The following is a 17,233-nucleotide window of genomic DNA, read 5'->3' as shown; positions in this document are numbered from 1 at the left end:
TTATTTTTATTTTAAAAAATTTTAATAAATATTTTACCATATAGAAAATTAAAAAAATCTCAACAAAAAAAACTACTATAGCCTTTTTTGTTGGAAGTTGTAGAAATCAAAACTAATTTAGAGGCTATTGAAATAGTATTTGTCCGATGATAATTGTAGCGTTTTTGTGTACAAAGGATGAAAAATGGATAAATACCCAACGTATCGAAATGCTAAGTGAAAAGATGATACAATAACTTCAACTTACAAAAAACGGCAATATAGAATATCCATATTGCCGTTTGATTTAGAGTTTTAAAAATTTGATTATCATTTGATAATCTCCTGATGCTAATGTCTTTTCTGTCCAGAAAATTCCATTGCCTCCCCTTTACCAAAACCATAACTCACTCCAAATGTAACAAACCGACCTCTTTGATTGCGGTTGTAGATGTAAAAATTGGGCTGTAGGGTTTCGGTTTCAAATATGCGAGAAGCGAAGACATCTCTCACGCTTAGATTCAAGATTGCCTTGCCTTTGAATACTTTTTTACGCACTCCCAAGTCTGCAAATAAATTGTCAGAGACGGTTCCCTGAAAGGTTTGAAAGCTGGAATTGTAGTTGGCAGTCACTTCAAAATCTATGTCTGCGGGCAGTTTGAATTTGGAGGTTAATCGGGAAGTCCATTTGTTGGCATTGAAGTCAAAATTTGTGGCTTCAAAAGTTCCTATTCGATTGAAGTAGTTGAAGTTGAAATCACCATTTAAAGACAACCATTTGTTAATTCCCAACTTCACATTCCATTCTATGCCTGTTGCTTGATTTGTACCCACGTTATACGGTTTGACTGTACTGACATTGTTTTCAAAAGTGGAAACCCGTTCTATCACATCAGTCGTATAAAGGTGGTAAACGCCAAGGTTCATAGACATTTGCCCAAAAATGAAAATACTCGTCAACTCGTAGGAGTCGGTAAATTCGGGCTGCAATTCGGGATTTCCTTGTCGAATCGAAAAGTTGTTGCGGATATTGAAAAAAGGATTCAGATCCCACAATCTTGGTCTTCTGATTCGCTTAGAATAGCCTGCTTGTAGCGAAACATGATCGCTGAGTTTGTAGGAAGTATGGAGACTTGGAAAAAAGTTCGTAAAAAGCTGTTTGTTTTCTTCGTTGGTGTTGGTGAGCAAGGTCGTCAAATCGGTATTTTCGGCTCGAAGCCCTACTTTTATACCCCATTTATCACCTTCATAGGCTCCTGTTCCATAGACACCCAATACTTTTTGGTCGTATTCAAATAGGTTGGTGAGGTTCGCATCTTCTACCCATTCACCATCAATCAAATTACTGACCGCATAGTCATTGCCTACATCGGTTGTCACATATTGCGCTCCCGTTTCTACGGTTACTTTGTCCGAAAAAGGGTGTGTGTAGTCCAGTTTGAAGGTATATGTTTCTTCCTTAAAATCGGCACGGGTTTTTTGCTGATTGTAAATATCGGTACCAAACAAGGTCGCATTGTTAAATTCAGAAGACTGGTCTTTGCCAAAAAAATGCCCCAAAGCACTGAATAACAACGTATGGTCTTTATTGTCTTTGAAGTCCTTTTTGTATTGCAGTTCGTACTGCCATTTCGGATTAGTGGCTTCGGTGACTTCGGTGCGGTTCCATTGTGAGGTAAGTGTTCCTGTTTCATCAAAAAAACTAAAATCTGTATCGGAAGGTTGCTTCTCCAATTCAAGGGCATAATTACCTGACAAAGTCAACACATTGTAGTCATTGATGTGGTAATCTGTTCCGAGAATCAGGTTGTAGAAAGTCTCGTTTCTTTCCTCCAATCCAATGGTTTCGATTGTGGTATTGTTAACCAAATCACGGTTGATGTTTTCGTTGTCGCTCGGCAAAGCCCTGTAACCAACTCCCAATTGACTAAACAGGTTGAATTTTTCGGTGCGCCGATTGAGGCTTAGTCCAACGCTATGGTTGTCAGGAAATCCTGTATTGAAGGTAACAGAACCGTTCAATCCTCGTTTTTCCTCTTTTTTCATCACAATGTTGATGATGCCCGATGTGCCTTCCGCATCGTGTTTGGCAGAAGGATTGGTTATCACTTCAATTTGTTCAATCATTTCTGCGGTAATCGTTCCGAGCGCGCCACCTTGTTCATTGGCCAAAACTGAAGGTTTTCCGTTGATGAGAATTTGCACTCCACTATTGCCTCTCAAACTGATTTCTCCTTCAATGTTGACCGTCACCGAAGGCACATTGTTCAAGACCTCCAATGCGCTTGCGCCTGTATTGCTCAAGTCTTTACCGACATTGAACACCCGCTTGTCGAGCTTAAATTCGGTTTGCGATTTTTCGGCTCTAACGACTACTTCCTCCAATGCCTGACTGTTTTCGGACACCACAATAGTTCCCAAATCCACTTTCCCATTCACTATTTGAAAATCTTGAACAGTTTTGGTAACAAAACCAATAAAGCTAACTTCAATGTAAAAATCCGTTGCAGTAGTATTCACTTCAAAAGATCCGTCAACGGCAGTTGTTGTACCTGTAATCGGCTTTTGTGTTTCTGGGTTGCCCACCATTACAGTTGCAAATTCAACTGCTTTTTGCGTTTTGCTTTCTACAACTTTACCTGTGATTTGAATGCTCGAACTTTGAGCGAATAGGTCATTTGTTGTAAAATTGATGAATAGAATAAGAAAAAATGGAATGATTGCAAATTTCATAAATCAAATACTTAAAGGTTAAACAAATTTGGACTTTGGACGAAAGACATAAGAAGTAAATGTTTGGTTATGAGCAAATTGCATTTTCAATCCAATTTTACTTAATTTCTTTACTGTCAATGATTTAAAACTTTTAGTCTTATGTCTTTAATCCTTCGTCTAAAGTCTAAAACAAATAGACTGTTTATAGTTTTATTCTTATGTTTGAGATAAAAAACCAACTATTTCTTGGTTTTTGCCACTGCAAAAAAACAACATCCTGCTGACAAAAAACAATCGTTTCCTTGAACGACAAAACTTTAGGGTTAAACAACACATCTGAGTTTGAAAGGTTGAAAAATGTTGTTTACCCGATTAAATTTGCCGATGCCCTACTTCCTTTTCCTTTCTTTGCGGCAATGTGTTATTTTTGAAGTCATGACTCAGTTTTCAAAAAAGCCATTCATCTCTCGACAAGAGTTGTTATTCCAACTTTTGCTTCATTTTGTGGTGTTTATTTTCTTTTCATTCGACAAAAACCAGCCACAGATTGAAGGGCATCAGTATTTGTTTTTTCTGAACTATGCCGTCTGTGTTTTTCTCATCAACTATGTTTTTTTACCTCGCTTTTACTACCAAAAGAAGTACCTACTTTTTACTATTGGAGTGATAACAGCTGTTGGAATAGTGATATGTATCGAAGAATTTGTGTTGGAAAAAATATTTTTCCCTACTACAAAAGGAAAGCATTTTTCAGGTTTATTTTATGCCTTATTGGATGTTTTGCCTGTGATTACGATTCTGTCGGGCTTCAAATTTGCGTGGGATGCTTTGGTAAAACAAAGAGAATTAGATGATTTGAAGGCTGCAATTGAAGACAGTGAATTGCAGTTTTTGAAGTCTCAAATCAATCCACATTTTTTGTTCAACAATTTGAACAATCTGTATGCGTATGCCATCGAAAGTTCGCCCAAAACACCTGCTATCATTTTGGAACTGTCTTCGGTTCTGCGGTACATGCTCTATGAGTGCAAAGAAAATTTTGTATTGCTATCGAAGGAAATTGACCAGATGGAAAATTTCACCCGCCTCAACGAATTGCAGATTGAAGAACGGGGAACGGTTAATTTTAATACCCCGAATACCACCAACAATTACCAAATTGCTCCGTTGATTTTGATTGTTTTCATCGAAAATGCGTTCAAGCACAGCACTGCAAGCCAGTCTAAGGACATTTTTATTGACATTCATATCGAATTATCAGATGAAGGCATATTGGAGTTTGTGTGCATCAATTCGTTTCAGAATCAGACAAATACCGAAAATCTGTCACACGGAATTGGTTTGAAGAATGTGCAGAAACGATTGGAATTGTTGTACCCTAATTCTCACCAATTGGAGATTGAAGAAAAAGAAGGTAGGTATGAGGTAAGGTTGAAATTGCAATTGTGTAAAAAAACAATATAATATGAACTGCATCATCATTGAAGACCAGCCTCCTGCACAGCGCATTCTCAAAAAATATGTGGGAGATTTGGGTTATTTGGAGCTAAAAGGCACTTTTTCGGATGCCATTGAAGCGATGGATTTTTTGAAGGAAAACGCTATTGACCTGATTTTTTTGGATATTCACCTACCCAAATTATCGGGCATTGATTTTCTGAAAATCTTGCCCCAAGCTCCTCACATCATCCTCACAACGGCTTTTTCGGACTATGCTTTGGAAAGCTACGAACTCAATGTGGTGGATTATTTGTTGAAGCCCTTTTCGTTTCAGCGGTTTGTGAAAGCGGTTTCTAAAGTTCCTGTAAAAGGACAAGTGGGTCAAGGTGTTGAGTCCAAATTGGAGACACAAGTCCCACAAGAATTGTTTATCAAATCGGGATATGAATACTTGAAAATTACCATAGCCGACATTGTGTTCATCAAATCCGATGCAGACTATACCGAAATATATACGCCAGAAAAAAAGTACCTTGCCTCCGAATCGCTTCGATATTGGCTCGACAAACTCGGCAACAACCAATTTATTCAAATACACAAATCCTACATCGTCAATACATCAAAAATTGTGAAGGTTTCGGGCAATCAAATTTACTGTGGCAAAAACACGATATTGCCGATTGGAAGAGCGTTTAAGGAGGATTTTGTGCGGAAGTTTTTGAAGTGATTTTTTCATCAATCCAATTCACTTTTTTCCTCCAATTTTCCTCAGACCAACATCAATATTTGCCCCAATCTATTTCTCCAAATATTTGGTTTACTTCAATTTATATTTTCATTACTTTCATCAATACTTCCATTTGTTTTGAATCAAAGTCTGTGCTATTTCTTCAATAAACGAATCTGCCACTAATTTGGATTTGTCTGCTTTCTTCAACCAATGCCACTGGATTCCATAAATAGCAGTTATTTTCTTTGCCCATTTGATACTTTCCGCATCTTCAGGACTACCAATGATGAAATGCCGTTTTTGAGGATTTTTCAAGTATTCTTGGAAGAAAAAACCAAACTCCCATCTACTCGTAGGACCTATATTTGGTGCAAAGTACTCCGCCCTTTCGGTAGTCCAATAAGTTGGCAACCAAAAAGCGGTGATGTCGCATAAGTTCAAATATTGCAGCTCCCACGGCATTTGTTTGTCCCTTACCACCTCCAATTCATTTTGTGGATTGGGATTGTCAATTTCTGCCCAATAACCACTTTCGGGTTCGGGTGAAACCACTATCATACTAGCATCCAAACGCTTATCCTGCTTCAATTTTTCGGTAATGACTCTTCTCCATCCTGTTGACATCGCTTCATCTGGCGGCGTTGGCCCTGCTAAAAATACCCCCAATTTTTGGAAAACGGTATCGTGTTTTCGAGAAAACAAGGTTCTAATTTGGTTGTTTTGCATGGTTTGATTTGTAAATAATTTAAGTCTCTTTTTCTTTCAATTCCTCCCGTACCAACACCAATATTTGCCCCAATCTATTCTTGCCTTTTCCATCTCCTCCATCTCCCCAATAGCTGTCATTGGCAGTATGTTCCACGATTTTTGCACCTCCTGTAGAGAGTAACAATTCCTTTAATTCATCGTGTTGTTTGAACTTTGCCCGCACCGCATCCAACATCACCGAATCTTTCACCCGTTCCCAATCCAATCGCAATTTTTCCTTCCGACTTCTACCCATTTGAGCCGCCAACATAGGTTTTGCCGCCTTGCGTATTTTGGCTTCATAAGGCGTTCCTTTGAATTTTTGGGCTTGAAAATAATGCTCTGAGGTAGGCCATATTTTGCCCTTCAATTTGATGGGATAATCTGCAAAGTTGGAGAATTCGCCATATTCATCAGCGGTGCTGTAAAATTTGATGATGTTGAGTTTCATTATTAGGGGTTTTTAAAATTTGCTCTCTTCAATTTCTTTTTAGGGTGATTGAAAACGGAAACATTCATTTGTTGTTAAAATCTCTGATTTTCAACAACAACAAACCCATCAACCACCCTCCTCCAATCAAAACCGTTAGCAAATATCCGACTACAAATAACCCATTTTCCCAAGCCCAAAATCGAGGTAAATAAGGAGCAACTGCCATTTCTTATTTACCTCGATTTTGGGTGTAACTTCACATGAGTTTGGCATGTATAAATATAATAAATATTCAAATGTTTTATTTAAAAATATTTCAACCATTCATTATCAGAATCTAATTTTCTTAAAATGCCTATAAATCCATCCCAATTATTGGCTAATTTTAAATCAGATATATTTTTAATTTTTCTTTTCCAATTCTGGGTGGTATCATTACTTTTCCGTGTATTACACTTCCAACAAGCGCAAATTAAATTATCCGTATCATTGGTTCCTCCTTCAGTTATAGGAATTATATGGTCAATACAGCCGCACCTATCTAACAAAAGTTTTGACATTTTTTCTTTATTCCCATTCCTATGATAATACCCTTTATCTGGAGCTAATGTTTCTAAAGCTTTTAACGAAGGAGAGAAGAATATCTCATAACCACAGTACCTACAACACCATTTATCTCTTACATAAATAGATGCTTGAACTCCTTTTGAAATTGATTTTCGCATAAGAAATATCTTTTAAATGAAAATTTTAGGGTTGATTAATATTAGTAGTGGCAAATTAAGGACACAAATGTGTTTGTAAGACAACAAAGAGAATACAAATAGATAAACAAGGTTGAATTACAATAGTTTGAGAAAGAGGACAGATTGGTGGACAAGTTATTTTTTAATTAATATCAAAAAAAATATTGCCTTGTACTAGATTTCGTTTATTAATGCGATTAAAAGTGAAAATATATTTTTGTACCAAATTATAGCTTGGGAGAAATATTGAGTTGAGGCGTTTCAATTCTAAATCTTGTCTATTTTTCACTCATTATCAAACCCTTAAACATCAACCAAGCCAAATACTCCCCTCTATACACCTCCTCATTCTCCGAAATCAAATCCTGTTCCCAAACTGCTTTAGTAGCCAACAATTCGGGGCTGTCGATTTTCTCGAAAAAATTGGTGCCTGTCAGGTGGAAATAAAGCGCACCTTCCCGGCGAACTATGGTCAAATCAAGCGGTTGCGTATTGACCGAAAAATGGTGTCGTCCTAATTTGATAATATTTTCACCATCCACAAATAGTTCCTTTCGGTCCTTCAATTGACGAATGCCCTCTTCCTTCAATGCTTTTAATTGACTTTGTAGGTCGTCCGCTTTCACCGAATCTTCCAATACCAACAACTGTTTCACAATGTCTCGCACCTTGTCCACCATCAAATCGGCAGCAAAATAGCTGTTGATTTCCTCCACCTCTTTGAAGTTTTTGAGGCGGCTGCGGATGCCTTTGAAGATGCGATTTGCAGCACTTTGAAGGGAAGCTGCTCGACGGTTGCGGGCTTCGGTCAATTGCAGTTTTTTGGCCTCAAAAGCATTGTTGATTTCCTCCCGCTTATCGTATATTTTGGTGGTGAACTCGTCAAAATCCACAAATTTCCCCTCCAATTCCTCCGCTTGCACCATCAGTTTGGTCAAATATTCATCGCATTTGTTGGGAGTCGAACAGAGGTCGAGGTAGTTAATGATGCTTTGGTCGAGCAGCTTCAATTGTGCATTGAATTCTGCCACTGCTTCCACGCTCAACAATTCCTTTTTGCGGTTTTTGACCTTCGCCTTTAATTGGTTCAAACCCACAAAAATATCGGAAATACTGTCAATGATTTGGGTCGTATGCGTTGCATCTTCGATTTTGAGGTTGCTCACAATGTCAATCAACAACTCCAATTCTTGCCCAATGCCATCAATTTTCTCCTGCAAATCAGCCGCTTGCATTGCCGTTTCAATTCCTTCAATATCGGATTGTCGGTCTTTGACTTTTTGGTGGTAAGGCTCAAGGGCATCTTCTCGCAGCAAAAACTGCACACAAGCATTGGAAAGTCGGTCGGTTTCTTTGGCGACTTTTTCCTCCAATGTTTCAATCCAGCCCATGTCCACATAGCGCAGTTCCTTCAAAGAAATCACCTCGCCCCGCAAAGCCCGAAAATCCGCCAAAGCCTTAACATACACATCCACCGTTCCAAAACGGGTGCGTTTGAGTTGGTTGAACAATGCTTCCGCTTTTTGGTCGGTTTCATTGACCGCCTTTTCGGTATTGCGTTTGATGCGCTGCACCTTCTCAAATTCCTCTATCGCAGAAGTCGCTGCCGCCTTGATTTCCTGCAAAGGATGGGCTAAATCCGCAGCTTCGGTTTTGCCAATCCAATAATAGGCATCCATGATTTCGGTGGTTTTTTTGACCAAATCCAAGTAAAGGTTCGCATAGCTGTCCTCCTTGTTGAGCAGGGTCAAAACCTCGTGACATTCCGACATCGCCCTTACGATGTCTTTGTTGCCGACTTTGTAAAGGTAGCTGTCCGCTTTGTCGCCCACATTTGTCGCCAAAGAACGGGAATAAGGCGTTTGCCAAATTTGCAGGACGTGGTGTTTGGTCGGTTCGCTTTCTGCTCGAAAATAACACAGTTCGCCATTCGGAAAAAGCGTGTAGCCATTGCAGGGAATGGGGTTTTCGACCTTTTGTTGGATGATGTTGTAGGACATCAAAATATATTCGGCCCTTTCGGTGTGGTAGAACACATAGAGGTAGTCTTCGCCATTTGGAGAGGCAATGCGCTTTTCGTACTGCATACCCCTGATGATTTTGTCAAAGCGTTTAAACTCACCCGTTTGGAGGTAGTAGCCATCTGGAAAAATGATGCCATGACTTTCGGGCAGCAATATTGCAGCATCCTCCAAGCTGTCTATCCGCTTGACTTCCTTGACCTTTTCGTTGTAAACAAAGTAGCGAGCTTCTTCTCGATAAGGGCGAATTTTGAGGGCAATCAGATTGCCCAAGTCGGCATAAAAATACTCGCCATCATCCAAAGTTTGCCCTTTTTCCAGCACATCTTCACTGTAAATTCCCTTGCCATCTTCGGTATTGTCTTCAATTTTGATGGTCAAATCTCCGCCAATTGTCTCGACAAAAACCCTGTCCAAAATCGAAACATGGGAATGTGCGCCCAGTCGGTGATGGTCCCGATGCGCCCGCTGCCATTGAAAGGCATATTGAGGCGGCAATTGGATTTCGGGCGCGCTTCGGTCGTCTATGTACTTCAATTCTCCTTCCAAAATATGCCATTTGAAGGCCTTTACATCTACTGCCGTTTTGCCTGTCTGAAACACCATGTATAAAAATGCGCTTTTGAGGACAAATTTGGCAAAAATGGTGTTGCGGTAGTATTTGTAGAGGTTGTGAAAATCGTCTTCAAAACGTTTGTCTGCAATCAAGTCTATCGGCAATTGGTGAAAGCCTTGATTGCGAAATTCATAAACGCTGAATACGTCGGTGAGCTTCAATTGGGAACGAAGTCCTATGTGTACATTATAGGCAAAGATACACTTGTTGCCCAATGCCACGATTTCACGGGCGATGCAGTTGTTGTCGGTCGCAATGTGATCGTTGGCAATCAAGACGGTTTCTATAGCTCCAAACACTTCTTTGCGGCTTTCATTGAGGGTCGTCAATCGCTGCCGTAAATCGCTTGCTTGTTTTTGGAGGCGGGCTTGTATGATTTCGTAAGTGCCTGCTTCGAGTTGTTGGTTGTTGGAGGTTTGAGTTTGGGGAACGGTATTTTCTGCCATTTACAGGTTTTTTGGAATTTAGGGCAAAATAACAAACATTTTGTTTATCTACAAATCAAAATGATTTGTATTGTCTATTTGTTGGAACTTGTTTTTGGGGGGATTAGTTCCTTTTCGCTTCAATTGTTGGAGAGTTTTGACAAACGTTGCCGAAATTTCTGCTATGAACGAAAATTCGCCAACTCGCACTCGTTTGGAACGAGTGCAGACTACCACGGCGTTTGTAACGCCACCTCCAAATGTGCAAATATACTGTTGGAGAGAGATAAGTTAATGCTTGTGAGTGTTTCGTCGTTACAAAGCACTCGTTGCAAACGAGCGCAATTAAGTGCGAAGTTTGCCGCTTAAAAAATCAAATTTGTTTACCTCAATTTTGGTATCTTTGAACCCAACTTCTCAATACAACAAATGGTTTCTCAACACCGTCATTTCATTATACACAAACCCTACGGCTACATGAGTCAGTTCGTACTCCCTACCAATCAAAAGCGGCAACTGTTGGGAGAACTCTACGATTTTCCCGAAAAAACGATGGCAATAGGGCGTTTGGACAAAACGACAGAAGGTTTGTTGCTGCTAACCACAGACGGCAAAATGAGTGAAGCCATCAGAAGCAAAAAGGTCGAAAAAGAATACTACGCTCAGGTAGATGGCATCATGGACGAAGCTGCAATTGAAGCGATGAAAGTGGGTGTAGAAATCGGTTTTAAAGGTACTAAATACACCACTAAGCCTTGTAAAGCCTCTCTCCTATTGCCGCCGCCTAAGTTTCCTCCACGTATCCGAAAAATTCGAGATGATCGGCATGGCCCTACGAGTTGGGTGTCCATAATTTTGACCGAAGGTAAATTCAAACAGGTTCGGAAAATGACTGCTGCTGTGGGTTTTCCTACTTTGCGGCTGTTTCGGGTGCGTATTGGAGGGATTTGGTTGGGTGAATTGAAGGCGGGGGAAGTGGTGGAAGTGAGTACGGAATTTCTTATAGAAAAAGGAACTACTGCCGTTTAATTCACTCATTATCATTTAATTTTGTCTTTATACTTATGTCTTTCGTTCTAAGTTTATACCGCCTTCAAATCCAAATTATCCAAAAAATCGAAGTTTTCTTCTGCAAAATGCAGTTTGGCTTCAAGGACTGTCCGCTTAAACAACATATCTTTCCGCAATTGGTAATAACACAAAGCTTTGTTGTAATATCCATCTGCTGTATAACCAAATAACTCGACCGAATATTCAAAATACGTTAGAGCATCTTCATAGAAACCAAGTTGGTAAAAAATACCTGCTATCTCAAAAGCAAGGTCATCTGGTTCAATTCCTGTGAAATACATATCCCACGTTTGGCGCATGGTTTGTGCCAAACGGGTGCGCTCATTGAAGGTAAGTTGTGTGGAGAGTTTTTTCAAACGGGGGAGTACATTTCTAAACAAAGTCGAATCGTAGGCTGCTAAACGCAACATTCCTATCAATTCGGGTAAGTTGATATTTTTGATGTGTTTGTACATAAATTTTTTGTGTCCGTGAAAATCGTCAGGCCCATAATCATCTACTACACGCTGATAAGCAGCCTGTGTTTCGGTATAGGTTTCCGTTTCAGGCAGAAAAAAGAGACAGCCCAGTTCTAATTCAAAAGTAGAGAAAGAAGGAAAAAGTGCTTTTCCTCCCTGTTTTTTGCAGTAGGCAGCAAAGGCATGGTAATTGACGGAAAAAGACATACTTCCATGCGTAATCATTTCGGGTTTCTTCTCATTTTCGAGGTCATGGATTTCGTGATCTCCTTTATCCATCGAAATGAGTATCAAGCCTTTTTGGGATAATTGGCGCAGATTGTGTACGCATTGCAGTCCTTTGTGTGGAAAAAAGAGGTAGGTATTGAAGACCAAATCTCGATACTCTTCCAATATTTCGTTTAAAATAGCTTCTGTGTAGAAGGGTTCCTCGAGAGGGTATTTGGTAAACACCAATTCCATTTTTTTGAGTAAGGTAGATGCTTTTTTCATCCCTTCTGGGTTTTCGGTCGCTTCGAGCGCAATGGAACAGGCAGAGATTTTTTTGTCTTTAAAATAGAAAAGATCAGAGGGGATAGAGTCAAAAAAATAATTGGCAATGACCAATAAAGGTTGCTTCAAGTCTTGGGGTGAAATCTCCCTGCCAGATCGACGAAGCATGAGTTTTTTACCTTCAACTGCATCAAAATAAGTCAAATCCAACAAACCTTGCTCATAATAAGGTTGAAACTGTGGATGTGTATCAAAAAAGTCGAGGTTTTCTTCTACGATGTCACTGAGTACATAACAATAAGGAGGTAATACCAAACTTGTCTGTCCAATCAACCGCCCCAAATGTTTGAGGATGTGAAATGACAAACGGCCATGTCCTGTTCCCAACTCTATAATATATACTTTCTCTTTGGTCTGGCCTTTGTACGCCAAGTCTTTCAAAAAACCAAAAATCAACTCAGCATAGGTTTTGCCGACCATCGAATTGCTGGTAAGGTGATGCGGTACAGTGCCTTTGCGCCAAGCGTTAATGCCAACTTTGTTGTAATAATCACGGTTGAGTTGCCATATTAGGCTTTGCGAAAAAGGCTTTTCAGCTTCAATTTCGTAACGTATATTTTCCATCGTACAAGTTGTTTAAGAGGTGACAAAAAGCATCCTAAACTTGGTGAGCTTGTACTAAAAAGAACGTTTAGTAGAAACAAACAAAGAATGAAACGTTCATCAAAGATACAATTACTTCACATACTTACTCATAAAAAACTCCATGTATGCATTGGCATCTTTCTGTTTGAAGTATTGGGTGAAGTTGGATTTAGAAATCACAAAAAATTGATACCCAACATCTGCACCCTGCATTACTTCTACCTCTTTGTTTTTTACAGTTTTGTAGTAAATCATTGCCTTGTCTGCATTGTCAAACTGCTTTATGAGTACTACCTGATGTTCGGGATCCAACAACATTTGCTGAACTTTCAGACGATCGCTATTGAAACTGCTTTGATTGAAGTCGGAAAAATTGTTGATGACCGAGTTGATTTTTGAAGTATAACTGTCCAGTGCTACTAAAAAATAGTGTCGGCTATCTGGATTGTAACTGTACAAACCCGCAGCCTCCGTTTCACCACTCGCTTCCGAAGTTTGCCCTCTCAAATACTTCAAAATTTCGGTTGCCTTATCTTTCACCTCATCTTCGGGGTATTTTGACACAACTCCTTCCAATGCAGTAATGTAATTCTCTTTGTCTTGTGCATGTCCGACTACCATTGCAGCCAATAGGTCAAATTTGGGTTGAAGTGTATTTTCTTCAAACTTTTTATTGACATCTTCTATTCGTGTAGTCACCTCGTCAAATTTATCTTGTTTGAAAAGTTGGTAGGTTTTTTCGTAGTAAACCTGCAATTCTTCACCTTTCTTGTTCAGCTCTTTTGCATAGTCTGGTGACTGAACGATTTTTGCATATTTTCCATCTGAATATTGCGACAACAGCTGTTTCTTGTACTTATCGGCATCAGCGGTAAGCCCCAATTTTTGCGAAATCAAGTAGAGACTATAAAGCACCTCTTGTGCATATTCGTTATCAGGATATCGGCGTTGCAACTCCTCGTAAATTCCTTTGGCTTTTTGTGGATTATCGAGTTTGTCGTTGTAAATCTTACCCATTCCATACAAACCATCCTTGATTTTTTGGTTCGATTCCTTCATTTTCGCCTCCGTCAAGGGTAAAATCGCCATGATACCATCACGGGTAATTTCACCTCGATTTGCATCGATTTGTGCTTGTAGCTCTGCTTGATTTAATCCACTGGTACTGAGTTCTGTCGCATCGTTGGCACTTGTGAGGTAATCACCAGTTGAAATCTTACTAGATATTCGCCAATTGTTCACACGGGGTCTATCGCCCCATTCTGCTCTAAATTCGCCTTTGCCTCGTTCTACCAAAGAAGGGTTGTAGAAAAGCCAAGTATCACTTTTTTTGTCTTTTTTATCCACTTCTTGCTCCAAAGCTGCCAACTGCGCCTGTTTTTTCTTCTCTGCTTCATCTGCAAAATAGGCAATCAATTCTTCAATCCGTTCCACTCGTTCTGCGTTCGGAAGGTTGGCAATTTGCTGCAAACTGTCCTGCAATTCTACTGCTTGTGAAAAGGCTACCAAATCGGAAAGCACCTCTTTTTTTCGAGAAATTTCTTCGTAGTTTTCGTATTCTTTGGAAAGGTAAACCAGTGTACTGTCGTAGAAAATACCTGCTTGTACAAAGGTTTCGTTCTCAAAAAATATCTCTGCTAACCGTAAGAATGCCAAAGCTTTTTGTTCATCATTAGCCGTGCTTACCTCAGCCGCTTTTTTGAAGTATTCAGTAGCCATAGCAATGTCACCCGCTTCAATAGCTACTTCTGCCATGGCAAAGTAAATTTGGTCTTGCAGTTCTTCGTTTTTATCATCTTTGAGCATTTTCTCCAAGGCACGAATAGCTTCAGTTGTACTGTACACATCGTTTCGCATTTTGGAGCGAATCACATTCACCCTTGCGTGAAACTCCATGTCATATATCACAGGTTTTGCCTTAATAGTTTTCTTAAAGGCTGCAATGGCTTCTTCATAGTTTTGGTCTTTTTCTTCCAGTTGCCCCAAAATAAAATACAACCTCGCTTTCCCTTCTTTTTTACCTACCTTTCTCACTGCATCCTGCAATGCAAGTTTGGCTTCTCCTCGATTGCCACGTTTTAGGCAATAATGGGCTTTGAGCATACTGTATTCACCCGCCAAACGTTTGGGGAAAGTTTCATCCTGTTCTAATCTATCCAAAACTGTAGCCGCTTGACCATATTCGGCCATGTCTATATATGTACGAATCATCCATATCTGAGCATCGTAGTTCACCAGATCGTGGCTAAACATGCCATTGCTCACATATTTTTTAGAGGATTTTCGCTCCAAACGTTTCAATTCCTTCGCACTTGGACCTTCATCTACTTCCTCCTTAATATCTTCTTCGGCTATTGTTTCCTCAAGGTCATCTATCACTTCATCCTCTACCATTTCCTCTTCTACCACAGGTAGTTCTTCGACAGGCGTATCAGTTTCTTCTGACGCTTCTTTTGCAGCTTTGTCTTCTTTTTTATTGGATGCCTTTTCCTTTTTTGAAGGTTTATCTGGTTCGGGAGTATCCTCTTTTTCTACTTCCGTAGTTTTGGGTTTGTAAGTAGGAGCATATTTTTTTCCTTTCTTTTTCGCCTTCAAACGTCTTTTCTTTTCCTTTTCACGTTCTTTTTTATCATTTGCCCTCTGTTTTGCCAGTTCCTTCTTGTCCTTAGCTCTTTGCTTTGCTATTTCTTTTTTGTCTTTGGCTCGCTCTTTTTGAAGTTCCTCTCTCTGTTTCAATTCTTCCTTCTTCGCCTGTTCTCGTTCTTTTTGAGCCTCTTCTCTTTTCTTTAGTTCTTCTTTTTTAGCTGAGTCCCTCTCTTTTTCGGCAGCAGCTCTTTCTTTTTGGGTTTCTTTCTTATCTTTTGCTCGCTCTTTGGCTTTTTCTTTCTTTGCCTTTTCCCTTTCACTTTTCAGTGCTTCAGATTGTTTTTCACGTTCTTTTTGGGTTAGTTCCCTTTCCTTTGCACGTATTTTCGCACGTTTCTTTTTTGATTGAACAGGAGGTTTTTTTCGGATTTCGCTGCTGTATTGAGTCGTAATGTATTTGAAAGACTGAACAGCTTTGTCGTAATCACCCATCAAAAAATTGGCTTTCCCCAGTAACAAATAAGCATCGTCTACCCATTTGCTGTAAGGGCGAATCTGAATCATTGCCGAAGTTTTGTCTATGACTGCACTCATTTCGGTACTTGCTCTAGTGCCGTCTCCACCATTGTAGGGGTAAACGGTTAGGACATCTTGATAGGAATCTTGATTGTCTTCAATGAGTTTGGTTGTTCCTTCCATATACCGTATGGTGGCATTGAAGTAGCGGTTGTAGCGTGCTACCATGTCTTGATAGCGAAGGTCAAAACCTGACAAATCCTTGTCTTTCTTCTTTTTTACCGTTCGGGTAGGTGTCGGTGTTTTTGAATCCGCTTGGGATGTCGTTTTTGAATTGGAACTCGAACTGGCTTTGGGGGCAGTTCGAGTTCCTGTATTAGAATTGGTTCTCGAATTGGTTTTTGGTATCGTTTTGGATTGCGCTACTACATCCATTCCACCAAAAATGAGCAATATAAAAATAAAGAGTATTTGAGCTACGTTTTTCAAGCGACTAATGCTTTTAATTTGTTAAATGGTTCAGTTGTTTAAAACCTTTTGTCTATCGTCTAATCTCAGTGATTAAACGTAAAATCAACGGAATATGTTATGCTTCATGATTGAAGTTTGAACCAAAAGAAGGGCAAATTTATTGCTTTCCATTGATTTTTTAACCAATAAGCGATTTAAAGCCGCAATTTTCCGATATTTGCCCCTCGAAAACGAGTATTTTTTTATGGAACGCAAAGATGAAAAACTACTGGATAAATTGCAGCACAAGTATCGTTTGGTGGTTATGCAGGACGATACATTGGAGGAAAAGTATTCTTTTCGACTCTCTCAAATGAATTTATACATATTTATCAGTACGGTTTTGATTATCGTGGTGATTTTGGTTTCTTCTGCCATTGTGATGACTCCCCTCAAATATTACATCAAAGGATACGGTGATCCTGGTGTTCGCCGAAACATTGTGAATTTGACTTATACTTCTGATTCATTGGAGGATGTGGTGAATAAACAGGTAGCTTATATCGAAAACATCAAAAAAGTGCTTCAAAATGAGGTGGAAACGGAGGATGATGTGCAACAAAATTATAAGGAAGATGAATATGTTGAATCAGTGGATGATAGCATTAAATCGAGTGATCGGTCGGAAGAAGAATTGAAGTTGAGACAGGAAATAGAACAGAATGAGAATTTTGAATTATTTGGCAACAATGCCGATACGTATGACAGTGGTTTGGTGAATGATTACTTTTTTCCGCCTATCAAGGGTAAGTTTACTGATGGTTTTGACGCTTCGGAAGAACACTTTGGAGTGGACATTGCAGCTCCTCTGAATTCTCCTGTCAAGAGCATTGCAGACGGTATGGTTTTGTTGTCTTCTTGGACTTTGGAAACAGGTTATACGATTGCGATACAACACGATGATAACATGGTTTCTTTTTACAAACATAATTCGGTATTGTTAAAAAAAGTGGGTAACTTTGTTAAAGCAGGAGAAGCTGTCGCAATTATGGGAGGTACGGGCGAAAATAGTTCAGGACCTCACTTGCATTTTGAATTGTGGCACAATCAAAGACCCGTTGACCCTACCGAATACATCAATTTTAATTAATAACCACCTGAAA

13 protein-coding genes are annotated in these 17,233 nt (G+C 39.5%); 5 read left to right on the top strand and 8 right to left on the bottom strand.

The annotated features are described in order from the left end of the window. Positions 1 to 330: 330 nt before the first annotated feature. Positions 331 to 2,712 carry a TonB-dependent receptor gene (locus R3E32_00320; protein MEZ4883145.1) on the bottom strand — a complete coding sequence of 794 codons (2,382 nt, stop codon included), beginning with the start codon at positions 2,710 to 2,712 and terminating at the stop codon, positions 331 to 333. 366 nt (positions 2,713 to 3,078) lie between these two features. Here R3E32_00320 and R3E32_00315 point away from each other — a divergent pair, with 366 nt between their 5' ends. Both R3E32_00315 and R3E32_00310 read left to right on the top strand, forming a co-directional pair. After that, positions 3,079 to 4,158: a histidine kinase gene (locus tag R3E32_00315; GenBank protein MEZ4883144.1), complete on the top strand. Its 1,080-nt coding sequence runs from the start codon at positions 3,079 to 3,081 to the stop codon at positions 4,156 to 4,158. A 1-nt stretch (position 4,159) separates the two neighbouring features. Continuing rightward, positions 4,160 to 4,861, top strand: coding sequence for a response regulator transcription factor (locus tag R3E32_00310; protein MEZ4883143.1), 702 nt, complete (start codon positions 4,160 to 4,162; stop codon positions 4,859 to 4,861). A 120-nt stretch (positions 4,862 to 4,981) separates the two neighbouring features. Here R3E32_00310 and R3E32_00305 read toward each other — a convergent pair whose 3' ends face one another. The 5 genes from R3E32_00305 to R3E32_00285 form a co-directional block, all read right to left on the bottom strand. Beyond that, positions 4,982 to 5,590: a nucleoside 2-deoxyribosyltransferase domain-containing protein gene (locus R3E32_00305; GenBank protein ID MEZ4883142.1), complete on the bottom strand. Its 609-nt coding sequence runs from the start codon at positions 5,588 to 5,590 to the stop codon at positions 4,982 to 4,984. 19 nt (positions 5,591 to 5,609) lie between these two features. Next, the gene (locus tag R3E32_00300) at positions 5,610 to 6,062 is read right to left on the bottom strand and encodes an NADAR family protein (protein ID MEZ4883141.1); all 453 of its coding nucleotides are present in this window, start codon (positions 6,060 to 6,062) and stop codon (positions 5,610 to 5,612) included. A gap of 64 nt (positions 6,063 to 6,126) precedes the next feature. Next, entirely contained in the window at positions 6,127 to 6,270 is a 144-nt protein-coding gene (locus R3E32_00295; GenBank protein MEZ4883140.1) for a hypothetical protein, read from the bottom strand. 79 nt (positions 6,271 to 6,349) lie between these two features. Further along, positions 6,350 to 6,769: an HNH endonuclease gene (locus R3E32_00290; GenBank protein MEZ4883139.1), complete on the bottom strand. Its 420-nt coding sequence runs from the start codon at positions 6,767 to 6,769 to the stop codon at positions 6,350 to 6,352. A 299-nt stretch (positions 6,770 to 7,068) separates the two neighbouring features. After that, complete coding sequence (locus tag R3E32_00285; protein MEZ4883138.1) at positions 7,069 to 9,873, bottom strand: DNA repair ATPase; 2,805 nt, start codon at positions 9,871 to 9,873, stop codon at positions 7,069 to 7,071. 60 nt (positions 9,874 to 9,933) lie between these two features. On the opposite strand from R3E32_00285, the gene R3E32_00280 reads away from it, so the two are divergent. Together R3E32_00280 and R3E32_00275 are read left to right on the top strand one after the other, a co-directional pair. Further along, complete coding sequence (locus tag R3E32_00280; GenBank protein MEZ4883137.1) at positions 9,934 to 10,221, top strand: hypothetical protein; 288 nt, start codon at positions 9,934 to 9,936, stop codon at positions 10,219 to 10,221. Between the two features lie 60 nt (positions 10,222 to 10,281). Beyond that, positions 10,282 to 10,881 (top strand): pseudouridine synthase, encoded by a 600-nt coding sequence (locus R3E32_00275; GenBank protein ID MEZ4883136.1) that lies wholly within the window; start codon positions 10,282 to 10,284, stop codon positions 10,879 to 10,881. A gap of 53 nt (positions 10,882 to 10,934) precedes the next feature. Here the strand turns inward: R3E32_00275 and R3E32_00270 are convergent, their stop codons facing one another. Beyond that, complete coding sequence (locus tag R3E32_00270; protein MEZ4883135.1) at positions 10,935 to 12,497, bottom strand: SAM-dependent methyltransferase; 1,563 nt, start codon at positions 12,495 to 12,497, stop codon at positions 10,935 to 10,937. 111 nt (positions 12,498 to 12,608) lie between these two features. Beyond that, on the bottom strand, positions 12,609 to 16,109 hold the full coding sequence (locus tag R3E32_00265) for a tetratricopeptide repeat protein (protein MEZ4883134.1): 3,501 nt from the start codon (positions 16,107 to 16,109) through the stop codon (positions 12,609 to 12,611). 226 nt (positions 16,110 to 16,335) lie between these two features. Here R3E32_00265 and R3E32_00260 point away from each other — a divergent pair, with 226 nt between their 5' ends. Then, positions 16,336 to 17,220, top strand: coding sequence for a M23 family metallopeptidase (locus tag R3E32_00260; protein ID MEZ4883133.1), 885 nt, complete (start codon positions 16,336 to 16,338; stop codon positions 17,218 to 17,220). The last annotated feature ends 13 nt before the right edge of the window (positions 17,221 to 17,233 follow it).

It is taken from the genome of Chitinophagales bacterium (assembly GCA_041392475.1).
Lineage (GTDB): Bacteria > Bacteroidota > Bacteroidia > Chitinophagales > UBA2359 > JAUHXA01.
The sequence above is the reverse complement of the archived record's forward strand: the minus strand, read 5'-3'. Positions and strand labels throughout refer to the sequence as shown.